Origin of the sequence: Sutcliffiella sp. NC1, assembly GCF_027594365.1 — a bacterium.
GTDB lineage: Bacteria > Bacillota > Bacilli > Bacillales > Bacillaceae_I > Sutcliffiella > Sutcliffiella cohnii.
The window spans coordinates 625,992-643,326 of record NZ_CP115153.1 but is presented as its reverse complement, the minus strand read 5'-3'; the positions used below and the strand labels follow the sequence as shown (position 1 = coordinate 643,326).

The window sequence follows — 17,335 nt, the reverse complement described above, 5'->3', positions numbered from 1 at the left end:
GAATCCTTATTTTGCGTCATTTTTATATTTATATAACAGTGCGTGCTTTCACTTCCGAGTGAGCTTGTTTTTGTTCAAGTGGTAAACCATCTAAGAGCCACCGCAGTTGGCGTGGATTGATGGGCACAGGTGGTGAATCTTTTTCAGATGGCCAGTGAAATGTTCCACGCTCCAATCTACGGTAATGGAGCCAGAAACCATTGTGCTCCCACTGCAGGATTTTCAACTTATCGCGTTTGCGATTACAGAATACAAACAAGCAGGGGGAAAAGGGATCGAGATTGAAGCATTCTTTTACAATGACTGCTAGACCATCAATGGATTTACGAAGATCTGTACTACCGCGTGCCAGGTAGACACGTTCAAAATGGGAATTGGTTATCATTGGTTTTGTAGCACATGTACAACATCCGATAATAAAGCCATACTGGCGCCCGGACGGACTTCAACGGAAATTGAACCAAAATGAATGAACACTGGGGCATGGCCACTGCTACTTATTAAATCGTCTTTCACGTTGACAGTCAGCCACTGTGTATCAAGTCCTGTATCAGAGGGTGTATCATCCTCAAAATGTCTTATCCAATAATACATTTGATGACTTTTGATTCCTTATTCTCGACACCATTGGGCCACATTTAAACCACTTTCTTTCCATGCATCAAATCTAGCTTTCCACTCTATTCTTTTGTCTGTTTGGGTCATGGCATAACCTCCTAAATAACTTTCTAGGAAGATTATCGCATGAACTTCCTACACTGAAAATGTGGGTTCTATTTGACGCTTACTTTGAAAGTAGAATGATAGATTTAGTAACTTTTCAAAAGTTATATTACTACGATCCATCACATATTCAGAGATCATACTTACATTAAGGATTTTACCAAACTCACTTATATTTCCATCTGTATATTGATTAACGAGCATTTTTACAATTTGATTAGGGAAATTTCTAAGTGGAATGTTGTTACTCTGTTGAAGGAACTCTAAAATTTGTTTAAAGTTCGAGATACACCATGAGTCCCATTCATCTAATTCCTTGTATTCTTCGACATTCTCTTTCCCTAGCCAATTGCCACATTTACCACAATGCCCTACCTGCTGACTTGAAGAAATGAATTTGTTTTTCTTGCCACATGAGTAACATTTCTCGTCTAATGGAACAAAGTGATCAGGACAATACTTCATTAATTCTATATTCCATATGAGTGGTTCATATATTTCCTTGCCTTCTTCTTTCCAACTTTCAAAGCAGAGGGGACACCAAGCACGGTTTTTCCTTATCATATTTCTTTTAATGAATATCTTATTGTGCAATCCTGCCCCAATAGTTTAAGTGAAGAACTTCCCAATATAACAAATCTCTATACAAAAAACCATACCAGAAGATAACCAATTATTGTTCATATTTTCCATAATTGGCCGCAGTCGTTGCTGCCGCAGTATCCGTCTACTATGCAGTAAAGATTCTATACTACGATCCTAATAACAGAATAATACAGTATTAAAATTTGAGTAGAATTAACAGCTCACTTCTCCATTAGCATGTGACTCAAACCTACTTATTAATAAACATACTGGTTATAAAGCAATAGAATAAGTATCATATACAATTTAAGTGCCTCTACAACACGACTATAGTTTCCACTTAAAAAGGCTATCTGAGTAAAAAAGTACCTAGGTAACCATTTCCAGCATACAGAAGTGTAGTTGCTTTTCTTTTATCCACTTCCAAGCCTTCTTTCGTAAGAAATCTTAATCATGATGATATTCCATACAGTAATTGAGATATCTGTAAAACACCCTAAAAATTGTTGTCAAAATACCCTCTAAATCAATGTTAAGGTATAGTATATGGGCATATATAGTTAAGCTAAGAGACTCCAAATTATTAGATAAAAATTTTTAAAAACTCTCTATAGATTTGATTCATTATTTTATTTATTTTATAAATAGAGTGTAGGACATTAACATAACAATCATAACAAACAAATCATAATACAATTTATAATCAGCCTACAACACAAATTAAGGAGGTTGATGCATATGAAAGAAGGAAAACAAAGTTTTAAAGAAAGTTATAGTAGTAATTGGGTTTATACACTTAAGCAGGTTGAAGAACTAAAAAATATCTTACTATCAAAAACTACCGAAGAGGTTTTATTTTGGTCGGACGGTACATGGGCAAGTAGGAAACAAAATATATTTTGGAATGATAAGGAAGATCCTTTGTTTACATTTACAAAGAATGAAATTCAATTTATAAACCAAGATACGGTTGAAAATTCACTTTATAGTATTTGTCATTTGATCTTTGGTTTAGACCATCCTTTATCTAATCTAGATATCCATGAATACCTATTAGAAAGAAAAAACACTGATATTAAAAGTTTTCTACAACGGGATTTATTCAGGAAGAACCATCACACTTATAGTTTTGTATTCACTTATGGTCATCTTAATTTTAAATGTTCTATAGAATGGGAAAACTCTAGTCGTTCTTTGAGAGTTTTACTAGATGATGGAACAATTGGGATTGCTGATGGTATTCGTTATATCATAAATTATCTTTTCGACCTCTCAGATGAGATAAGGAATGAATATGATGCCTTTATTTTATTCTGCAGGGAGATAAGGAAGTTTGAAGAATATTATTACAATAGCAAGAACGAATGTATATCTCAAACCACTACTCCCACTGAAGTACTTATGTTGCAAAGGGAGATGACAACAGACATTATTGGTAATTACATAAAAGTGGCCGACTTACTAGACTATTTTCAATTAGATATACCTTTCCCCAAAAGCAATGATAAAGAAAAGTATATTGATTTCAATGATTTATTTGATGATTACCACGATCTCTATGGATATATGGATGTTGGAGCCATCGAGAGCCATATTTATTGGTTTGTGAATAATAATATCTTAGAACCTTTTGATATACGGAAAGAAAAATGCATATACACTAATAGTTATGAGATCTTATTAGACAAAAGTTATCTGATAGAATGGAATTACCTTGAAGAATGCTTTAGGATAAAAGAAACAGATGAGAGTTATAAATACTTTGATTCTGCTAGAACACTAATTGATTATCTTCTTTCGAATGTCTCGGACTCAGATAAAAAATTTAAGGATATTTATAATAAAAATATCGAACAATTGGCTTATAAAATTTGTGAAAACTTGGATGATAATCATGTATATAAATATTTATTGAATATGATTACAACTTATGAAGAGACTAAACTGTGGAGAAATAGCCTACTAAATGACCCCGACTTACCATTCTAGTAGCGGATATGGCATTATGTGTGCCTAGTTGCTAAATAATAATATTTGTACTAGTTTTATATATTTTAAGAGTCTCTATAATTAATGTTGTAATAGGATATTTAATCCAAGGTATTTAAAATCTGAAAGAGATTGAGCATAATTCTGCATTAACCAAACCTAAAAACTTCCCTTGCACAGCTGCAAGGGAAGTTTAATATTATGAAAAACTGTTCCCATCAAATCGATAATTTATTTCAAATATTTTATCTGTGTACCATTCACAAAATCCCACATCATCTGTAAATCTCAGAAACATATCAAATTATAGTTGAGATGAAGTTCTTTTACTTTTGAGCACTATATTAATTTGAGATCTACAAATTATATTTTGCCTTTCTCATTTTAAACGCAATATTCCCACCCTCTAATGTATTTACCACCGCTGTTTTTACATTTGGGTTATCAACTGAACCGATACAATTTTCTTTAATTGAACCATGCCTATCTACTTCTTGCATAACCACTATTAGTTCAGCGTCACCGAATACAGGTATATTGGCATTATGTGTTGCAAAAATAAATTGTCTGTTTAATTTATAATCCCTTAAGCCATCAACAAAATTATTTGCAATATAGGAATTATCCAGATTGTCTTCAGGCTGATCTATTATCAGAGGGTCATTATTATCTAACATTAATATATTTAGGATAGCAGTACATTGTTGTCCTTTCGAAAGTTTACTAAGTGATTTATAATTTTCTTGTTCATTTTCCACACTAGCAGTATTTAGTTTGACATCTATTACATCTAATAATTGAACTAATTCAAGTTCTAATTTTTTGGCAAGCGGAATGTTGGCTAAAATTTCTGCCTTTGCTCTTGTTAAGTTATACTCTTCAATTAGTTTGTCGCTCCCCTGATTCAAATGCCCTATAAAGGAAAATAAGGAAAACTCATCTTTATCTCTTATCCAAGTTAAACTTTTTGGGCCTAAACCTTCAATGTCAGATAGAACCTCTATTAATTCATCTCTATTTTTAGCAGCATGTATTTCAATCTGTACTTTACCTCTTAATTTGCCTTTATTTATTTTTTTTACTGCCTTTCTTAGAGAATCATAGGATTGATCTTGTGTTTTTTTAAGTTTCTCTATCAGTGTTCTTCTTTCGGAGATTATTTCTTCTAAATCTTCTTCTAATTTCTTTGATTCACTTTTAATTGGGTTTATTCTAGCAATTTCAGCTACTGTTTCTTTATATTCTAAGGCAATTTCTTGTCCGGTTTTTCCATTTAACCCCTCTAATGATTTAATTGAATTTCGTATTTCTCCATCTGATTCTTGTTTTATCACTTTCCATTCAGAGTTAATATCTTCTACACTTCTGGCAGACTCTTTAACAAGTTTTTCATACTCATCCTTTAACTCATTAAGTTTTAAATTAAAGCTTTTGAATACTTCATCAACCAGTTTAAATTTAGCATAATTTGGAGTTTTATCTAAAAATTCCCTAGAAAAAGGTAAATCTACTTCACTAAATGGAACATTATGTTGGACAATGACCTCTTGCGACTTTTTTAAATACTCCTCTTCTGTGGAAAGATGTTCTATTGTACTTAACTTATCTGCTATCCCTGCTTCTTTAAAAAATTTCACTTTTTCCTCAAGAATAGGTAACTTTGAGACTCTGGTAGATGTTTCATCTTTTTTCTCTATTATATCTACTAATTTAATCGCATTTTGTTTTAATTTCTTAATTATTTCTTCCTTTTCATTTAAGTTATCTGCCTGATTGGGAAGAAACCTATTTAGAATATTTAGTTTGGCTTCTTCATTTGCGACTAGTTCTATTATCTCATTTTGCCCATAAATCTCAATATGAGGCAGAATGTCCTTTACAGTTAGATTTGATACAGAGTCATCTATATTCTTTACTACTGTTGGATCTCCGTATCTTTTAATGACTTTATATTCTTGTCCATACCGGTGATATGACGTAACATGCAATTCAACTCTGCCATTATCTAAACCTAGATTTGATTTAATTAACTCACTAAAGTACTTTTTTGAATCATTACTTTTGGGTTCTAAGTCTAAAGCATATCTCACCAACTCTAACAGTGTAGATTTCCCAGTACCCCGGCCACCAATAGTTGTATTTAAATTCCTTGATAAATCAACAGACATGCCGTCAAGATATCCTCCAAATACCTCAATTTTATTTATACTGCTATGAAAGCGTTCATTTTGGTCATATGAAAGTTTAACTCTAGCAGTCGGGTCTTGAAAAGCCTCTTTAAAACAAGTAAAATTCAAATCTGACATTTTAACTAAGCAATATGCATTTTTCTCTAATAAATCCTCAGGCTTACAAATATCCTTTGCATTTATAAACGCAAAAGGAGTTTCTTTCTTGTACATTGGTTCTTTATTTTTTATTATATTTATATATCTTGGATCTACTTCATTTAAACTATAAGGTATTTGCGCTACTTTTAGTCTTTCATCTGTCCAGATATGATTCATCTGACCCATTTTTAATATTCCATTGTCACTAGTGATATGTGCTGCGTACCAAAAACCACCTAATTCTTCTTCAATTAATTTAGCAATATCTAAGCAAGATAAATAGCTAGGCATTACTCCATTTTCTACATCAGTTAAACCTAGCCTACCAAGATATCGGTTTAACTGATCAGGAGTTGTCTCCTCTGAAAATTGACACACTATATGTATTTTTTCGGCTGTTGCAATTTCAAACCCCGGAAACACCGTTATTCCATTTTCAGTTAACAAATTCCTCAACTTTTCAGCAGTTTGAACACTTCCGTGGTCTGCCAAACCAACTACTTTAATTTCTTCTGATAAGCAATTATTTAGGACTGATTGATTATACTCTTCTTCGCTAATTTCGTGCTCTTCACCTCTATAAGCAACATAACTATAAGGATTAACCTGTAATGCACACTTGTAAAACTCAGCAAAATTCTTCAATTTAGTAACCTCCTTCTACATTTTTTTACACCTACAATTTCCATTATATATCAAAAAAAATTGTATTTTTCGTACTCAAAGTATGTAAATGAAGAAATATTTAATTTTAGGAATAAATTAAAGGCAGCAGAGTTTATAATAACCCCACTGCCTTTTTAGGTGTTTATAAAATTGATAGTAAAGTTGAGAATGTATAAAATACATTCATTACAACCTTTCTAGCCACTCTTTATCAAGCACTACTTCAACTCTCTGCTTTACCACTATTTGTGGTACGGTTCAGCACACACGTTTTGGTAAGTACCTAAACTAAAAAGCCAATCCTCAAAAGAATTGGCAGTATATGATAAAATTTTCAATTGTGTTCTGTTCTAACTTTTAGCGTTTCATTCATACGTGTACTAGATAGTAGTCCTGCAATGAAAGGCAGTAATGCCACTAATCCAATTGCCCATGTTACACCCATTAAATCTGCTATTATACCAGCAAGTAATGCACCAAAAGCGTATCCACTATCCCTCCAAAATCTATATACTCCCATGGAAGATGCACGCCAATTAGGAGCAGCAACATCACCAATCGCTGCTTGTAAAGTTGGATAAACCATCGCAGTACCTAAACCTAATAAAATTGCTCCAATAACCCATAAGAAGAAACTGTTAACAATTAGAATAAACCAAAGTGCTATGGCTTGTGTCCACATGCCATAGGTAATTAGTTTTTTTCTTCCGATCTTATCACTTAGTACTCCAGTAAATAATTGAAAGAATCCCCAAGCAGCGGGATACAGCGCAACAATTGTTCCTATTTGGCTGACACTTAAACCAACAGTAGTAAAATAGATTGGGAAGAGCCCCCACGCCATTCCGTCTTTTAGGTTTGTAGATAAACCAGAGAAACTAATCGTGGAAAGATTTTTGTCTTTCCATGTTGTTAAGTTAAAGACCTCTTTCGATGAGATATCTTTATTGGCTTCAGTGATTGTTGAATTATTTTGAATTTGAACTTTCAAATGCTGCCCTGTGTCTTTCACAATCAACGTTAGTAATATCCCAACAATGACAATTCCAATTCCGATATAAAATGGGTCTGGTCTTAATGAAGAAGACGAAGCCACATAGCCTGAAACTGCTGCTAACAATGCCACACCAGAATAACCTGCAAATTCATTTAATCCTACTGCAGTTCCTCTTTGGTTAGCCTTAGAGAGATCTATTTTCATATTGACAGTCATAGACCATGTTAAACCTTGATTAATACCTAAGAGTATATTTGCAAAGACGATAACCCACCAAGCATGAGCAAAAATTATTAAAATAGGTACAAATAAACCAATTATCCAACCTATTAATAGCACTCTTTTTCGACTAAATCTATCTGCTATTTGCCCTGCAAAATAATTTACAATCGCTTTGGAAAAGCCAAAACTAATAATAAACGATAATGCAGCACTTGTAGAGGCTAAACCAAACTGTTCTTCGCCTAAGATTGGCAGAACTGTTCGTTCTATTCCAACCATCGATCCGACAAATAGATTTGTTACTACTAACAATAGAAATTGAAAAAGATTTTCCCTTATACCAATTTTAGGTTGATTCATCCCTTTCACCTCCAATTTAAGAAAGCCTGAAATAATATCAGGCTTCCCTTCACTCTTATTTTCCTTGATTTGTTTTTCTCATTTTCGTAAAGTTCTCAGGTTGTGGTGGAACCTCTTTGGTCATAAAATCTACAAACTCTGCTTTTTCACCTTTTTGTAAGGCAAGATTAAATCGTCTTTCAAAACCTATTGTTGAAGAAGGCTTTCCACTCAATCCACGACCACATACTGACCCAGAAAATGCCCCCGGATATACTTCAATATGGTCTTCTAATTCCATGATTTTTTGTAAACTGTTATACAGGTTATTTGCTCCTTCCTCTATAGATGAGGCTAACTCTGTACGTCCAGCATCTCCAACCATCAACGTATGGCCTGTAAGAACAAACCATGGTTCTTCTCCACGTCTTGTGTCAGTTACAACAATAGAAATGTGTTCAGGCGTATGACCGGGTGTATGCAAGAATGTTAACTTTGTATTCCCAGCCATTAATTCCTCTCCATCTTCTACAGGTGTAAAATCATATGTGGTGTCTGCAGAACTATGAAGGACATACTTTGCACCTGTTTTATCTGCTAATTTTCTAGCACCTGATACATGGTCTGCATGTAAGTGTGTATCAATTACATAAACAATATTCAATCCTAAGTCTTTTGCTTCTTTAATGTAAAAATCCACCTCTTCTTCTAATGGATCAACAACAACTCCTTGAGAAAGGCTTCCACAACCAAATAAATAAGATGCCGCAACTGGATTCATGTGTAAATATTGACGAAATAACATAACTAAAACCTCCTATTTTAATGTTGTAATTGTTTCCATTCATTTATCCCTGATTCAAGCAATGAAGCATTGTATCCTTTTGAACGTAAAAACTCTACTGCTTCCGTGGCGTAAACACAATATGGTCCACGACAATATGCAACAACTTCTTTGTCTTTTGGCAATAAATCAAGTTGTTCTTCTATTTCAGAAATTGGGATTGAGATTGCACTTGGAAGGTGGTCGTTCAAATATTCATCACTTGGTCTGACATCAATTAGAGTAATAGAACCCTCTTCCACCTTTTTTATTAATTCACCAATCTGAATAGTATCTAACTCATTATTCTTTAAAATAAAGTCGTTCCTTACATAGTTAATCTCAGCAATTCGGTCTTCTGCAGTACTTCTTAAAGCCAAGACTAAGTTCAATACTTTGTTACAGGCTAATTGATAAATAACATAATTTTTCTCTTTAGCGAACGAAACTAACTTTGCATCAAGTAAGGTCTGTAAGTGCTTTGAAGTGTTCGCTATACTCATCTTTGTTTCAAGTGCCAATAATTCAACCGATTTAGGACCCTGAGTTAACAAATCTAACAATTCAATTCTTTTAGGACTAGATAAAGTTTTACCTATACGAGCAAATTCCCCATATATAAAGTCTTTAAATTCTCTAGAATTCAAAGTGTTCTCACCTCCCTCAGAATTTAATTCAACTATTCAACTGATTAGTTGAATAATAACACAATTTTTTTAGGTTGTAAATATAAAAATAAGCATGCCCATAGAATATCCATTAGACATGCTTTTTATTATTAAAGTATTTTCTTTAATCGAGTTATTACTAAATCGATTTCAGTTTTTGTCGTCTTCCTACCTAAACTAAATCTAACTGCCCCCATTCCAATATATTCTGGTACTTTCATTTCTTTTAAAACAGGTGATAACTCAATATTTCCAGAATGACATGCAGATCCAGTAGAAGCGGCGAGTTCAGGAATTTTCTCCAATATTTCTTGGCCTACTTTATTAATAAAACTTACATTCAAAGTATTAGGTAGCCTTTCTATAGGATCACCATTTAAGACAATTTGTTCATCGAATTCCTCTTTTAATCTATTCCAAAAATAACTAGTCAGGCTTTTTAAATCATCTGTAATTAGTTGTATTTTAGATAACTCACATGCTTTACCTAGTCCAATGGCAAGCAATGTATTTTCAGTCCCTGCCCTTAATCCAAACTCATGCCCAGCCCCATGTATTAGTGGCTCAAGTTCGATTCCATTTTTTATATATAGTGCTCCGATGCCTTTTGGGGCATAAATTTTGTGTCCAGCAATCGTCAGCAAATCAACATTTAATTCTTCAATATCTATTGGAACCTTACCTACAGATTGAGAAGCATCTGTATGAAAAGCAATTTTATACCTGTCAGCAATTTCTCCAATCTCTTTAATGGGTTGTAAAGTCCCCACTTCATTGTTGGAGTGCATAATTGTAATTAGAATTGTGTCTTCCCTAATAGCCTTTTCAATTTCTTCTAGTGAAACTTTTCCATATTGATCAACACCTACATATGTTACTTCTGCTCCTAATTGCTCTAGGAATTTACAAGGATTCAATATAGCAGGGTGTTCTATTTTAGAAGTAATGATATGGTTACCTCTACATTTGTTTTTGTAGTAATAACCTTTTAAAGCAAAATTGTTAGATTCACTACCACCACTAGTAAAAATAATTTCTTTAGGTGAACAAGAAATTAAATTTGCAACTTGTTCTCTTGCCTTATTCAGTAATTCTTTAACTGGTTTACCAGACCAATGTAATGCAGAAGGGTTTCCATAGTAATCCTCTAATAAAGGTTTCATCGCATTTATCACTTCAGGTGCTACTGGGGTACTGGCATTGTAATCAAGATATATTTTTTTATCCACCTAATTCACTTCCTTTATAAATTAAAATTTTGTCTATTTGCTTTTTATTTTTATAAATATTCATTATTCTTTTATTTAAGTATAATAAAAGAAAGCATAGTAATCTTGTACCATGCTTTCTTTTTCTTAACTATCATTATAATAAGGTTATATTTTTTCAAGCCACACATCATTTATGACTATTTCTACTCTCTGTTTTACCACTATTTGTGATACGGTTCCCCTTGTATAAAATAAAAGTTATATTAGTGGTTTTACAGTAGTAAAGATAAAAGTACCCTTTAGAGGAGAATATTACGTATTATAAGCGGTTAATATAGACTTCCATACCAATACTCTTAATCATGTTCAAAAGTAATTCTAGAGCCGTTTAAAGACTTATTACTAATGGAATTAAATTCTTAAATAATGCAAAAAAGACAGGTTATTCACCTGTCTTATCTTTTACGATAATAGTATTTAGTAATTTGTGTGTTTAAAGATGGTACCGGTGGTCGGGGTCGAACCTACACTCCAGAAGGAACACGATTTTGAGTCGTACCGCGTCTCCCATTCCCACCACACTCTTCTATTAAAAAAAATTATTTTAAAATTAACTCAGCAACCGATTCCACATGCGCCGTATGCGGAAACATATCCACCGGCTGCAAGTTCTCCACCTTATAATCCTTAGACAAAAACTGTATATCCTTCGCTAAAGTAGACGGATTACAAGACACATACACAACCTTCTTTGGCTTCACTTGCAAAATCGTTTGAAGCAGTTTGTCATCACACCCCGTACGTGGTGGATCCACAACCACTACATCCGGTTTCCATCCTTCTTTTACCCATTTTGGCATCCATTTTTCTGCTTTGCCTGCGACGTAGGTCATGTTTGTGTAGCCGTGGCGTTTGGCGTTCTTTTTGGCGTCTTCGATTGATTCTGGGATGACGTCCATGCCGCGGACTTCTTTGGCGTCACGAGCTAGCCAGAGTCCGATTGTTCCGACTCCGCAGTAGGCGTCGACTATTTTTTCTTCACCTGTCAGGGCTGCTGCTTTTTTTACTTCGTCGTACAGCTTTACCGTTTGGACAGGGTTGAGCTGGAAGAAGGCACGTGCACTAAGTTCGAACGAAATGTCGCCTAGTGTTTCTTGGATGACTTCTTCTCCACTTAAATGAATCGTTTCTTCACCGAAAATGAGCGACGTTTTTTGGCCGTTTATGTTTTGTAAAATGCTTTTTACTTTCGGTAATCGCTTTTTAATTTCTTCAACGATGAGCTTTTTTCGTGGGATGTCTGCTTGTGAAGTAATGAGGACAACTTGAATTTCACCAGACTCGAATCCAACTCTCGTCATAATCGTACGGACAATTCCTTTTCGTTTCCGCTCATTATATACGGACACATTGAAATCTTGGAGAATTTGCTTAACCGTGTTCGTTACTTCGGTCGTATCCTTATGTTGAATTAAACATTCCGAAATGTTGATCAGTCGATGCGAGCCCTCTCCATAAAGGCCAGCGATGATTTTTTCTTTATCTTTCCCAACTTGGAATTGACTTTTGTTACGGTAGTACCAAGGGTCTTCCATGCCAATCGTTTTTTCGATCTTCAGTTTATTAACGTTTAGTTTCGTATGGCGCTCTAACGCTTGAATCAAAATATCACGTTTATGGTCTAGTTGGGCTCCGTAGTCCATATGCTGGAGCTGGCAGCCGCCGCATAATTCGTAAACGGGACAAGGTGGTGCAATGCGGTGCGGTGATTTTTTTCGTATTTTTTTCACTTTCGCTTCGGCAAAATTTCGTTGAATGTTCGTTGCTTCCGCTACTACTTCTTCACCTGGAAGTGCTCCCTTTACGAACACGACTGACTTTTTGAAGTAGCCGACTCCTTCGCCGTTAATGCCGAGACGTTTTATCGTAATTGGAAAGGTTTGTCCAACTTCCAATCGAACGTTTGATTGAACTTGTTTTTGTTGTTGCTTTTGCTGTTTCATATGTTCCTCCGAAATCTTTATTCAATGCTGCGCCATAGGTAGAGGGATGCATAGCTTAAGTATGGCTCCCAATCTTTTGACCATTTTTCCATTTCGTCTTTGGACGGCTTCGCTGGAAGATTGAATAATTTTTTTAATGCATTTTGTATACCGATATCAGCAATCGGAAAAAGGTTTGGTCGACCAAGTGCAAACAATAACACATTTTGCACAGTCCAAGGCCCGATTCCTCTTACTTTTATTAGTTCTTTTAAAATTTCTTCATCTGTTTGATGATCGATATTCTCTACATTTAGTTTTCCTTCCGCAATCAATCTTGATGTATCGATTACATATTCCGCTTTTCTTCTACTAAATTGCAGCGAAGTTAACGCTTCATAATCTAACTCGGCAATTGTTTCTGGAAGCGGGTAAAACCATACTCCGTCTCGTTGAAAGCCAAACTGTTGCACAAATCGTTCTGTTAACGTGTGGGCAAATTTTAAATTTAACTGTTGGTGAATGATACATTTCATCATACAACCGTACATATTGAATTCTAAAACAATCGGCGTTCCTTCATGTTCTTTGAATATCGGAGCTAAATTCGTTTGCAAATAATGCTGCTGAACCGGTGTTAACGAGCGATCCCAATGGAAAATCCTTGCGATACGTTCCTTTATGGTTGAAGACATTTCTTTTTCACTACTCACTTCAAAAGCTGGATGTTCCGAAGTCCCAACCGCTTTAACCGTCACAACTACCGGCTCGCCTCTATCATACATCGGCACACGAATTATTCTCGCTTCCTTATCGACCGCATGTAACGGGTCCATCGAAAGCCGATCTAACACTCGATTAAATTCGTAAGGTCCGTCTATTTTCACTTCATAACTGTACATAGAAAATTCCCCTATTCTCCTTTACGTCTTCCCCCATTATAACGATTACCGTTCCCTCCTGACAAATATACGTTACGCCTCAAGTCTTATAAAAAATAATACTGAAGAGTATAGGATTAGGAAACGTTTTACCATACACTAGAAATAGATAATACGAATGGAGTTGGGGTCACAATGAAATATTTAGGAATGGGGTTATTTTTACTCATTGCCCTTTTTACTATTTACAATTTAATTATTAATGCAAGTTGGTCTTTTGGGAATAGCAAATCGGATGAGGTTGCCGTAACGGATTCCATCAATACGATTACGATAGAGGGTTCAAGCTCCAGTATCGAAGTTGTCACGGAAGACCGAAGTAGTGTCAAAGCAGAACTTGAAGGTAAAGGTGACGTGCTTGTTGAGAAGAAAGGAAAAACAATTGCTGTGGAATACAAACCGCCAACGTTTCGATTTATTTCTTTTGGTCGCCAAAAAATAACCGTTTATATTCCAGAGTCGTTTAATAAAACGATGGAGTTTGATATCGGTTCTGGGAATGTGAACTTTGAAGGAAGTGCAAGTAACCCAATTGTTTTAGAAGAGTTACAATTAGATATTCGTTCTGGGAATGCCAAGCTCGAGCATATTCAAGCAAAAATGTTGGATAGCGATCTTTCTTCCGGAAATGTAACGATTCGCAATGTAACAGTTGAAGACGGAAGCTTTGACGTTCGTTCAGGAAATACGACGATTCGTAACATTGTTGGATCCTTTACGGCAAATGTATCGTCTGGAAATTTACAAGTGTCTGTGGATGAACTGACCGGTGATGTCAAAATGCAAGTAAGTTCCGGTAGAGCAACTCTCCAATTACCGAAAGATGCGGACTTTACGCTTAACGGTTCGATTAGTAGTGGCCATATTAATACAGGCTTCCCTTTTGATCAAATAGACGAGGACCGTCGCTCTGTAGAAGCTTCTCACGGGGATGGAACACATTCGATTGAACTGAAGGTTTCGAGTGGAAGCATTAAAGTTCATTGATAGAAAACTTGTAACTTTTTCCTGCCCACCTACGTCCAATGAAAAAAAGAGAAGGTGGGCATTTTTATGAAAAAATTTGTAGTCCTTATCGTTTTTCTTATACTCGTTGGATGTTCGTCTGGGATTTCTCCTGTTGATGAAAGTATTGATGAAGTTGATTCACCTAAATACCCTGGTAGTGTGATTGTAAATGAAGTGACATATCCGATGGAACCCGGCGGCTATAGGTGGGAGAGAAAAACTTTGAGCGGTACAGAGGTCGTTATGACCGATGCAGCGTCTCCAAACCAAATTGCAGAAAGCATGGAACCTATTCAAGTGAAAAAAGGAGAAACGATTTCTTTTCAATTTGAAAAAGAAGAGGCAAATTTAACCGTATATCTTTGGTCCGAGACGGAGAGGTTAAATGAAGTAGAGCTAACGCACAATACTTTTCATATCCCTGATGAAACTGGGTACTATATTTATGAAGTAGTGGCACAGTGGAGAAATGGCGAGGTTTCGTATACATTTACTTGCGAAGTAAAGGACTGACGTGTTTGTCAGTCCTCACTGTTAATTTTGAATTAGCATTAACGGATCAGGTATTGTTGTGGGTTCATTTAACTCGTCTAGGCTTTTAAATTCATACCCTTCTTTTCGAAGATCATCAATGACTTTACCTAATGCTTCGGCGTTATCTTTAGAAACCGTATGGAGTAAAATAATCGCTCCAGGATGGATTTGCTTCATAATATTGTCATACGCGTACTTCCATCCTTTTTGTTGATCCGTTTTCCAATCAACAAAAGCTAGCGACCAAAAAATGTGTTGATATCCTTCGTCTTTAGCGATTGCCATCGTACGTTCACTAAAAATGCCTCTTGGTGGTCGAACGTAACGCATTTCTTTAATTCCAGTAATTTTTTCATACTCATCTTTTACCATTTGTAACTCTTTTTTCACCCGAACGTCATTCGCTGTCGTTAAATCAGGGTGATGCCATGAGTGATTGCCAACAATATGCCCTTCTCTCGCCATACGACGAACTAATTCTGGTTGGTCTTTTAAATAATAACCTGTTACAAAAAACGTTGCCGGTACTTTCTTTTCCTTTAACACATCAAGCACTTGCGACGTATACCCATTTTCATAACCGTTATCAAACGTTAAATAAATCTCTTTCTTCGATGTATCCCCTAAATATTTCGCACCATATTTCTTCAAAAGTTCATTATATTGTTTCCCAGCATCAGGCGGCTCGTGATTTTGACTTCGTTTGAACCCCCAATGAATGGACGTATTCGAATAAGCTGTTGCAGCAGTAATATTAGGAAGAAAAGTTGATAAAAACAAACAGCTGATCAAAAGGAAACCTAACATCCCTTTCCGCATGTTCATTCCTCCTTTACATTTATTTTATCTACCTCTAGTTTCCGTTACCAATGTTTCATAAATACTCTGCAGTGTTTTCCATTTTTGTGGGACACGGGGATGGGACAAGGGGACAGGTCCCTCGTCCACACATTTACTGGAAATTTTATAATTATTTGTCATATCAGATGCCTGAAATCATTATCATAATGACCAAAAACTCGCTAAATTTTGGCGAGTTTTTCTTTTCAATAGATAGACCTAATCATCAAAATTTTCAATACAATATATGGAAACCGTGATACAATGAGGTTAATTAAACATTATTTAATGTCATCATACTTGTCAGTAAAGCTATATGTATGGGGAGAATCTTATAATGCTAATGATCGAAAGAAATATAAAGGGTAAATCATATAAACAATTAATAGACATTTTATCAACGAATTGTAATCGTTTTGCATTTGTAGAAAACAGACAGATGATGGATATTGAAGAAGATCGTCTTACATATATTGATACATTAATTTCCGATATCGCTGAACATCTAATCGAAAGAAAAATTCAACAAGAATGGGAAACAACAAAGCTTCGTGAGGACACAGCATATGTTTATTATTTTTATTTAAATAATGCGACAAAGCTATTCTTAAAAGAACGTAGCAATTCTGTTTTCGATTGGCTTAACCCTGAATTACCCGAAGACTTAATGTTTTATCATAACGAGAAATGTTTATTTGCTTCATGTTCACATGAAAGATATTTTATGGTTGATGAAACTATATGGGATAGCTTGAAGTAAACAAGAGCGTTTTGTTACAACTATAATTTCGTTTGTTGCAACGTTTAGAAATGACTTAACTTTAGTCGGAGAAGGTAAGTTTTTTTACTGGCAGCACCGTCAAATTTTATTAGTTTCTCACTTTGGTTTACCTATAAACACAAATGGAATGGAGGGTTTTGAAGATGGGACATACGACTGCCTATTTTTTTATTATTGTATTTGCACTTATTTTATTATTTGTCATATCTTTTTCAATGTTTATACGGAGGATACTAATAAATTCTTCCATACGAGCTAATAATTCCAATGCGATTGCTAAAAAACTTGATAAGCTAATTGAACAGAACGAGAAAATTGTGTCCTTGTTGGAAAAGAAGGATTGAGTTTTCTTTAAGAAGAAGCAAAGCTTTCTCTTGGTGAAAAATTTACTTTAGAAATGCTTCAATGGCTGTTTTTGAAGCATAAAATTAAAAATTTGTTTAAGATTGGGTGTTGGTCATAATGGATAGATTCTTATATCTCTTTGGTATTGTAGTATTTTTCTTTAGTTTTATTTTTTTCGTAATGAATTTTTTTACTGGATATGATGGAACAGCTATAATTTTCTCTGTACTCGCAATGCTTAATGCAAGTATTGCAATCGGTGTTTCTGAAATTTTAACAAGAACTAAAAAATTAAAATGAAATTTTCCTCTTCAGTTATTGTACCAACGAGACAGGTTAGTTTAAGCAAAA

Annotated in this window: 17 protein-coding genes; 6 read left to right on the top strand and 11 right to left on the bottom strand. The window is 34.8% G+C overall.

What is annotated here, in order from left to right; translation table 11 throughout:
- Positions 1-28: 28 nt before the first annotated feature.
- The 3 genes from tnpB to O1A01_RS03195 all read right to left on the bottom strand — a co-directional run bounded on the left by tnpB (position 29) and on the right by O1A01_RS03195 (position 1,317).
- Positions 29-385, bottom strand: coding sequence for an IS66 family insertion sequence element accessory protein TnpB (gene tnpB / locus O1A01_RS25405; RefSeq protein WP_084380294.1), 357 nt, complete (start codon positions 383-385; stop codon positions 29-31).
- A 227-nt stretch (positions 386-612) separates the two neighbouring features.
- Entirely contained in the window at positions 613-705 is a 93-nt protein-coding gene (tnpA, locus tag O1A01_RS25400) for an IS66 family insertion sequence element accessory protein TnpA (RefSeq protein ID WP_425319484.1), read from the bottom strand.
- A gap of 48 nt (positions 706-753) precedes the next feature.
- Positions 754-1,317, bottom strand: coding sequence for a TniQ family protein (locus O1A01_RS03195; protein WP_066413875.1), 564 nt, complete (start codon positions 1,315-1,317; stop codon positions 754-756).
- A 729-nt stretch (positions 1,318-2,046) separates the two neighbouring features.
- Between O1A01_RS03195 and O1A01_RS03190 the strand changes: the two genes are divergently transcribed.
- Entirely contained in the window at positions 2,047-3,297 is a 1,251-nt protein-coding gene (locus O1A01_RS03190) for a hypothetical protein (RefSeq protein ID WP_066413882.1), read from the top strand.
- Positions 3,298-3,653: 356 nt separating this feature from the next.
- Here O1A01_RS03190 and O1A01_RS03185 read toward each other — a convergent pair whose 3' ends face one another.
- The 7 genes from O1A01_RS03185 to O1A01_RS03155 all read right to left on the bottom strand — a co-directional run bounded on the left by O1A01_RS03185 (position 3,654) and on the right by O1A01_RS03155 (position 13,437).
- Complete coding sequence (locus O1A01_RS03185) at positions 3,654-6,272, bottom strand: TrlF family AAA-like ATPase (RefSeq protein WP_066413884.1); 2,619 nt, start codon at positions 6,270-6,272, stop codon at positions 3,654-3,656.
- 355 nt (positions 6,273-6,627) lie between these two features.
- On the bottom strand, positions 6,628-7,872 hold the full coding sequence (locus tag O1A01_RS03180; protein WP_066413887.1) for an MFS transporter: 1,245 nt from the start codon (positions 7,870-7,872) through the stop codon (positions 6,628-6,630).
- Positions 7,873-7,927: 55 nt separating this feature from the next.
- On the bottom strand, positions 7,928-8,656 hold the full coding sequence (locus tag O1A01_RS03175) for an MBL fold metallo-hydrolase (RefSeq protein WP_066413890.1): 729 nt from the start codon (positions 8,654-8,656) through the stop codon (positions 7,928-7,930).
- Positions 8,657-8,673: 17 nt separating this feature from the next.
- Positions 8,674-9,321 carry an ArsR/SmtB family transcription factor gene (locus O1A01_RS03170; RefSeq protein WP_066413893.1) on the bottom strand — a complete coding sequence of 216 codons (648 nt, stop codon included), beginning with the start codon at positions 9,319-9,321 and terminating at the stop codon, positions 8,674-8,676.
- Positions 9,322-9,452: 131 nt separating this feature from the next.
- A complete protein-coding gene (locus O1A01_RS03165) occupies positions 9,453-10,571 on the bottom strand; it encodes a cysteine desulfurase family protein (RefSeq protein ID WP_270065544.1) in 1,119 nt (372 codons plus the stop codon).
- 581 nt (positions 10,572-11,152) lie between these two features.
- Complete coding sequence (gene rlmD, locus O1A01_RS03160) at positions 11,153-12,556, bottom strand: 23S rRNA (uracil(1939)-C(5))-methyltransferase RlmD (protein WP_270065543.1); 1,404 nt, start codon at positions 12,554-12,556, stop codon at positions 11,153-11,155.
- Between the two features lie 17 nt (positions 12,557-12,573).
- On the bottom strand, positions 12,574-13,437 hold the full coding sequence (locus O1A01_RS03155) for a DNA-3-methyladenine glycosylase family protein (RefSeq protein WP_270065542.1): 864 nt from the start codon (positions 13,435-13,437) through the stop codon (positions 12,574-12,576).
- Positions 13,438-13,611: 174 nt separating this feature from the next.
- Here O1A01_RS03155 and O1A01_RS03150 point away from each other — a divergent pair, with 174 nt between their 5' ends.
- Complete coding sequence (locus O1A01_RS03150) at positions 13,612-14,463, top strand: DUF4097 family beta strand repeat-containing protein (protein WP_270065541.1); 852 nt, start codon at positions 13,612-13,614, stop codon at positions 14,461-14,463.
- Positions 14,464-14,529: 66 nt separating this feature from the next.
- Positions 14,530-14,997 carry a hypothetical protein gene (locus O1A01_RS03145; RefSeq protein WP_270065540.1) on the top strand — a complete coding sequence of 156 codons (468 nt, stop codon included), beginning with the start codon at positions 14,530-14,532 and terminating at the stop codon, positions 14,995-14,997.
- A gap of 21 nt (positions 14,998-15,018) precedes the next feature.
- On the opposite strand, the gene pdaA is transcribed toward O1A01_RS03145, so the two are convergent.
- The gene (gene pdaA, locus O1A01_RS03140) at positions 15,019-15,837 is read right to left on the bottom strand and encodes a delta-lactam-biosynthetic de-N-acetylase (protein WP_066413905.1); all 819 of its coding nucleotides are present in this window, start codon (positions 15,835-15,837) and stop codon (positions 15,019-15,021) included.
- A gap of 358 nt (positions 15,838-16,195) precedes the next feature.
- Between pdaA and O1A01_RS03135 the strand changes: the two genes are divergently transcribed.
- The 3 genes from O1A01_RS03135 to O1A01_RS03125 all read left to right on the top strand — a co-directional run bounded on the left by O1A01_RS03135 (position 16,196) and on the right by O1A01_RS03125 (position 17,284).
- The gene (locus O1A01_RS03135; protein WP_066413907.1) at positions 16,196-16,618 is read left to right on the top strand and encodes a stage III sporulation protein AH; all 423 of its coding nucleotides are present in this window, start codon (positions 16,196-16,198) and stop codon (positions 16,616-16,618) included.
- A gap of 164 nt (positions 16,619-16,782) precedes the next feature.
- On the top strand, positions 16,783-16,983 hold the full coding sequence (locus O1A01_RS03130) for a DUF4083 family protein (RefSeq protein WP_066413916.1): 201 nt from the start codon (positions 16,783-16,785) through the stop codon (positions 16,981-16,983).
- Between the two features lie 118 nt (positions 16,984-17,101).
- Positions 17,102-17,284, top strand: coding sequence for a hypothetical protein (locus tag O1A01_RS03125; RefSeq protein ID WP_066413919.1), 183 nt, complete (start codon positions 17,102-17,104; stop codon positions 17,282-17,284).
- Positions 17,285-17,335: the final 51 nt, after the last annotated feature.